Raw genomic sequence first — 5,852 nt, 5'->3', positions numbered from 1 at the left:
TTTTCCCAGAATATCGTTTTCCTCGCGAAGCGTGCGGACTTCTTTCTCCAATTCACGCAGCCGGTCACGTTCGGACACCGTCAACGGCTCCTCCGCACTCTCCGGATGCCGATCCCGATACGCCTTCACCCACCGAGACACGGAATTCTCAGATACTCCATGCCTTTTGGCCACATCCACAATGGTGTGTGACTTCTCCACAACCTCACGCGCCACCGAGTCCCGAAACTCATCGGTGAAACGCCCACGATCCCGTGCCACTGTCGCCCAACTCTCCTTCGGTCATTCCCACCGTAGTGGCGGGAACCACCGTCCGCGACACGCCGGTCAGGTCACCCAATGGCCGGCCAGACCCCGTTCAGCTACTTCACCGCCCGCCTCACCAGCGGTTACACCGCATCCGAAGGCGCAGCCCTCGACCTCGACACCCAGATCATCGCCACCACCACCGCCGCACGAGAACTCGACCGCATCACCGAGGTGTGGCAGGACGCCGAACCCAACCTCGTCACCCTCCGCGACCGCCCCAACGTGCTCAGGGTGCGCACCGTCACAGGCAGCAACGTCGCGGTCTACGCCGCTACGCCGGTCACCGAGCCCTACCCGTTCGGTGTCGAGCTGGCGACCATTTACCGCCACGGTTTCACGATGCGACTCACCGCCCGACTCGGGGCGATCTCACTGGACACCAGAGATTGCCGCCCCGGACGCGCCGACCGGCCCCACGGCCTGCGCCACCTCGAGACCTCGCGCTACCCCGCACCCGACCACACCCTGATCACCGGCCACTTCACCGAGGACTCCCGCAAAGCCCACGACTGGCTCACCGAGAACGCCGAGCACATCGCCGCCGCCGACGACGACCGCGAAACCACCGCCGCCCCACTGATCTACGGCTGACCGAGCCGAGAAGGAGACACGACCATGACTACCAGCCGCGCCGCACTGACCACCATCGTCGCCCACCTCAGCGACGGCACCCGCGCCCACATCGTCGGCCGCATCGACGCCTTCCCCGGCCACCCGGCCGCCGGCACCCTTGCCGAACCCCTCACCGCCGGCACCGGTGAAGCCATCACCGACCACGACCGAGGCCCCTTCTTCGCCCTGGTCTCGGTCACCTGGGCAACCCCGGTCACCACCCACAACCTCGACACCGGCGAAGCCGTCACCAAGTACGTGCCCGGACTGCTCGGCCCGAGCGGCACCAGCTGGTACCTCGCACCCGTCACCGCCAGCGAAGCGGGATTCCGACTCATCGGACACCGCGCGGCCGGATTCCTCACCGCCCGACTGCCCGAGATCCCCGGCATCGACGCACCTCGCCAGGTCAACGTCCACGACTTCCCGATCTGACCACAACCCATCCAGTACCTCGGTTGCGGCTCGGCAGGCACCCGAAACGCCCCGAGCCGCAACCGACCCCCAAACCCCGAGAAAGGCCACCGCCATGACCGCAACACTCAGCACCCCCGGCACCTACAGCCCCGCCATCATCCCCGACGACTACGCCGCGACCCGCGCCGGCATCCTCTGGACCGCCGCAAATCTCGCCGCCGCCACCCGCCGCAACTACGGCCACCGCATGCTCCTCGACGTCGACCTGCTCGCCTGGACCCTCGACACCCTCATCGAGCAGCACCCCCGAAGCTCGCGCACCCTCATCAAGACCGCTCACGCCGTCGGCGCCGCCGCACGCCGCACCGCCGCCGCCAGCAGCCCCCTACTCACCCCCGAACGACACGGCTCACCCCGCGAATGGATGAGCTGGCAACAAGCCGTCATCGCCCAGGAACGCGACCACCACCGCCACCCCGGCCCCCAACTCTGGGAAATCCTCGCCACCGCCGCCGCACTCGCCAGCCAACCCGGCGATGACGTCGAGGGACTGATCCCCGGCCGCTGGCCCGACATCGACCGCCACCGACCCAACTACACCCAGTAACCCGACCACCGCAGCACCGAGAGGCACAACCGATGAGCTACACCCTCGACCAGGCGTTCGCCGACATCACCCGCACCACCGGGCTGGTGCTCACCCGCACCACCCTTGGCCCGCAGCGCAGATCGCACTACGCCTGCACCCCCGGCGGTGGCCTGGTGTTCACCCACACCAGCCTCGGCCCACAGCGCAGCGGACACTACGCCCGCACCACCACCGGCGATGCCGTCGTGGTCACCGACGAGGACGAGCAAGCCCTCACCGATGACGGCAACGGGCACGTGGCACAACGTGACCCCCGGTGGCCACCCATCCATCCGATCGTCATCACGATCTACCCCCAGGGCGATCTGACCGTCTGCCCCATCGCCGAGGTCAGCACCGACAGGGCCAAGATTGCCGTACTCCCCCACCTGCTCGACCAGACCCTCGAACTCGCCGACCGCGCCCGCCGGGAGCACCGCGATCACCTCACCGACGGTTACGACGGGCGCGGCGACAGCAACCGAAACCCGAGGCCCTGGTGACCACACCGTGCCGCCCGGCACCCTCGCCACCGGCGGGCGGGGGTCCGGTGCGGCGGGTATTGAACCCGCCGCACCGGATGCGCTGTCGCGCACCGACAGCGGTCACCTGAGCAACCGAAGTCACCACCCGGATCATTGCCTGACACCGCCCAATTGTCATGGCGCGCAACACCAGCGCGTCAACTGCACTCCGGCAACAACCTGGCACGCGCTCCGGTTCGCTGCGCTCACCTCCCGCTTACTTCGCGCCAGGTTCTCCCCTGCGCTCCATTGACACACCGCCGCAGCGCGAATGGGCGGCAAATATCAGGCAAAGCATCACCCCCAGACACGCCCGAAAAACATGCCGTGAACAGGCGAAAAGTATTGCGCCACAACGTATTACGATCTACAATGAAGGTAAGAGTAAACACTCGCGACGCACACGAAATGAGGCCCCGACATGAGCGAGAACACCACCACGATCACCGTCTACACCAAGCCCGCCTGCGTGCAGTGCAAAGCCACCTACAAGGCCCTCGACAAGGTAGGCCTGTCCTACGAGATCGTCGACATCAGCCAAGACGCCGAGGCTCGTGACCACGTGATGGCGCTCGGCTACCTGCAAGCACCCGTCGTGGTCGCCGGCGATGAGCACTGGTCCGGCTTCCGACCCGACCGCATCAAGAAGCTCGCCGCAGCAGCGGCCTGACCGGAACAATCGAGAGCGAAGGAAAGAAAGGTGACCGTCATGGTGGACACCCCCGACGTCGAGCACCAGGCCGACCCGCAGACCAACGCGGTCGAACCCCTCCCTGAGCTCGAAACCGTCGCCGACGGCACCGACCTCACCCTCACCGGGGCAATCGCCGACCCCGAAGCTCTCGACGATGCCCTGCGCCTCGAGGTGGACATGCTCACGGCTCTGGTCTGGGCACCACCACACCTCGCCCGCTCGGTGGTCGAGGCCATCATCGGAACCCCCACCAACCGCCAAGTAGGCAACACCGCCACCGTTCTTCCCGCCGGCAGTGTGCTGTTCTGGCGCGAAGCGCACCAAGACGTCTGGGACACCGTCGTCACCCTGCTCGACGAGGGAAGCCCCGCCACCGCCGTTCTGGTCAATGCGCGTTTGGCAGACCGGGGACTCACCACCCGCACCCGCGGCATCATGCTCGAGATCGCCTCACCCCGCCACGGCCGCCCCGTCGCCGACAGCGCCGACCTGCCCTACCTCGCCGCCGCCCTCATCGACGCCTGGTACCGCCGCGGATACACCGCCCTACTCACCCGCATGCAGCAAGTCACCCAGGAACGCCCCACCGCCGAACTCGCCGGCCACTGGACCGCCCTCACCGGACACCAACAAGCAGCCGAAACCCGCTGGTTGACCATCCGCGACAACCTTGCCCGCATCTGAACAGAAAAGTCACAGGGAGATGCGATGACTGACGACGACTACGCCGCCCAGGACCGCGAGCTTCAGGACCTCGCCGCCGACATGCGCGAGCGCGGCCGCAGCTGGACCGACATCGCCCACGACCTCGCCCTACCCGAGGCGACCGTCAAACGTGCCGTCGACCAAGCCCACCAGCGCGCCGCTGAACTCTCCGCACGCGACCAGATCTCCCTGTTCTGATCACGCACCCTCCCCCGGAGTTCGGGGAAAACCGGCCCTCACCGTTTGGAGGAGAGATGGTCTACGCCGTGACCGGTAAACTGTTGAGTACGACGCGACATCCAAGAAAGGCAGGTGCGGCGATGATCGAGTCACGATGGGTCACCCGCTGGCCGGAGTTGTTCGCCGGCCTCACCGACACCCAGGTCCGTGGTGTGGTGCAGGCAATCGACAACAACGTTCTCGAAGGCTGGGACCCGCAACGGGCCGAAGTCGACCTGCTGACCCGGTCGGCGCGCCGGGAGCTGACCGACGCCGAAGTCATCGCCGAAGCTGTCGCCATGGCGACGGGAACGCGAGTGGCACACGCCTTCGGCTGACCGCGCAGAACCCGCCTAGTTTGTTCACGACGGCACCACCGCCACCTGGTGGTGCCGTCGTCATGTCTGGAAGGTGAAGGTGAGTGACCGCACAGGAGGACTGGGACGCCACGTTCATCTCCGGCACCACCGTATTGGCCAATAAACTAGGTCTCACCGACGGCGACGCGCTCGCCACGGCCGAATACACCATCACCGCGCACCGCGAAGCGATGATCGTCGACGGGCGTATCCCGATTGACCGCACCTACGACGCCGAGCATCTGCACACCATCCACGCCGCGTTGTTCTCTCCGATCTATGAGTGGGCCGGTGTTCCGCGCACATACCCGTTGAGCAAAGACGGCCTGCCGTTCGCCGACCCGAACCAGATCGGCAGCTACCTCGACCACGCCCGCGACCACATCGCCTCCGTCGACTGGACCGACCTGGACCATAAGGGGTTTGCTGTCGAGGCCGCCACCGTCTACGCCTCGATCAACATGGGCCACCCCTACCGTGAAGGCAACGGACGCGCAGCAAAGGTGTTCATGTCCCACCTCGCCGCCGATGCCGGCTACCACCTCGACTACAGCCGCATCACCCCCGAACAGTGGGTCAATGCAGCCATGCTCTCCCACCCCGACCGCGGCACCTTCGAACCCGTCCCCGACACCATGATCCCGGTATTCGCGCGGATCGCCGAGCCCCTCACGTCACCGCAAGCTCGTGTGGACGAACGCGAGACCGCCGCGCAGCGCGCGGCCCGAATTGCCAGCCGCGGCACCTCCCGACGCTCGCCCACCTCGGGTGCGCGCGGGACATCGGGCAGCACTCACCATCGCCGCGGGACTGGGCGTGACCGCGGGCCCGAAGGCTACGACCGCGAACCAACTCGACGTGCCGCACTGAGGTGAGGCGGGTGTCAGGTCAGGGTGTCGTCCAACCACACTTCGCTCGGTAGGAACATCGCGACGTCCGGTGATGATCGGGTGCCAGAGTGGTAGGAGGCATCATCGGCGAGCTTGCTCAAGCATGCCGCCGTTGCGCGAAGCGCGACCGGGACCGCCGCCATGCGGACAGTTGGAGTGTCGATGCGTGGATCCACGTGTGCCAGGGTGCCGAATGCCTCCAGGAGGTTCTGGTCGGTGCGCTCGATGAGGCGTTGCGCGACGGGGCTTATCCAGCGTTCTCTGCCGTCCACACGCCTCATGGTGTCGAGCATCTCAATGTGCGGACGGTAGCTGCTGGCCATCGCGGCCAGCGGGCGCAGCGCCTCGTCAAGCTCAATAACTGTGCGGCTGTAATAGTCGTTTTCCGTGTCCTGGACTCGAGATATTGTCAAGATCTGTGGATGAGGTTGTTTCAGGCAGCCTCCTGCTGGTCGGGTGAGGCGGTGCCGGGTTCGACGAGTTCGCCGTTTTTGA

11 protein-coding genes are annotated in these 5,852 nt (G+C 66.4%); 9 read left to right on the top strand and 2 right to left on the bottom strand.

Going from position 1 to position 5,852, the window contains the following annotated elements; translation table 11 throughout:
• A partial coding sequence (locus ACZ4TW_RS23740) for a transposase (protein WP_465546956.1) occupies positions 1-261 on the bottom strand: 261 nt, incomplete at its 3' end.
• 78 nt (positions 262-339) lie between these two features.
• Here ACZ4TW_RS23740 and ACZ4TW_RS23735 point away from each other — a divergent pair.
• From ACZ4TW_RS23735 to ACZ4TW_RS23695, 9 genes are all read left to right on the top strand, one after another.
• Positions 340-900: a hypothetical protein gene (locus ACZ4TW_RS23735; RefSeq protein ID WP_465546954.1), complete on the top strand. Its 561-nt coding sequence runs from the start codon at positions 340-342 to the stop codon at positions 898-900.
• Positions 901-924: 24 nt separating this feature from the next.
• Complete coding sequence (locus tag ACZ4TW_RS23730) at positions 925-1,356, top strand: hypothetical protein (protein WP_465546952.1); 432 nt, start codon at positions 925-927, stop codon at positions 1,354-1,356.
• Positions 1,357-1,450: 94 nt separating this feature from the next.
• Positions 1,451-1,945, top strand: a complete 495-nt coding sequence (locus ACZ4TW_RS23725; RefSeq protein ID WP_465546950.1) for a hypothetical protein — start codon at positions 1,451-1,453, stop codon at positions 1,943-1,945.
• Between the two features lie 32 nt (positions 1,946-1,977).
• Positions 1,978-2,469 (top strand): hypothetical protein, encoded by a 492-nt coding sequence (locus tag ACZ4TW_RS23720; protein WP_465546948.1) that lies wholly within the window; start codon positions 1,978-1,980, stop codon positions 2,467-2,469.
• 442 nt (positions 2,470-2,911) lie between these two features.
• On the top strand, positions 2,912-3,160 hold the full coding sequence (locus ACZ4TW_RS23715) for a redoxin NrdH (RefSeq protein WP_465546946.1): 249 nt from the start codon (positions 2,912-2,914) through the stop codon (positions 3,158-3,160).
• A gap of 30 nt (positions 3,161-3,190) precedes the next feature.
• Positions 3,191-3,868 (top strand): hypothetical protein, encoded by a 678-nt coding sequence (locus ACZ4TW_RS23710; RefSeq protein ID WP_465546944.1) that lies wholly within the window; start codon positions 3,191-3,193, stop codon positions 3,866-3,868.
• A gap of 24 nt (positions 3,869-3,892) precedes the next feature.
• A complete protein-coding gene (locus tag ACZ4TW_RS23705) occupies positions 3,893-4,087 on the top strand; it encodes a hypothetical protein (protein ID WP_465546942.1) in 195 nt (64 codons plus the stop codon).
• A 56-nt stretch (positions 4,088-4,143) separates the two neighbouring features.
• Positions 4,144-4,446 carry a hypothetical protein gene (locus ACZ4TW_RS23700; protein WP_465546940.1) on the top strand — a complete coding sequence of 101 codons (303 nt, stop codon included), beginning with the start codon at positions 4,144-4,146 and terminating at the stop codon, positions 4,444-4,446.
• 83 nt (positions 4,447-4,529) lie between these two features.
• The gene (locus ACZ4TW_RS23695) at positions 4,530-5,342 is read left to right on the top strand and encodes a Fic/DOC family protein (protein WP_465546938.1); all 813 of its coding nucleotides are present in this window, start codon (positions 4,530-4,532) and stop codon (positions 5,340-5,342) included.
• A gap of 8 nt (positions 5,343-5,350) precedes the next feature.
• Here the strand turns inward: ACZ4TW_RS23695 and ACZ4TW_RS23690 are convergent.
• A partial coding sequence (locus tag ACZ4TW_RS23690) for a hypothetical protein (protein WP_465546936.1) occupies positions 5,351-5,852 on the bottom strand: 502 nt, incomplete at its 5' end.

This window comes from Agromyces sp. NPDC029043 (assembly GCF_055564615.1).
This window is presented reverse-complemented; position numbering and strand designations above follow the sequence as displayed.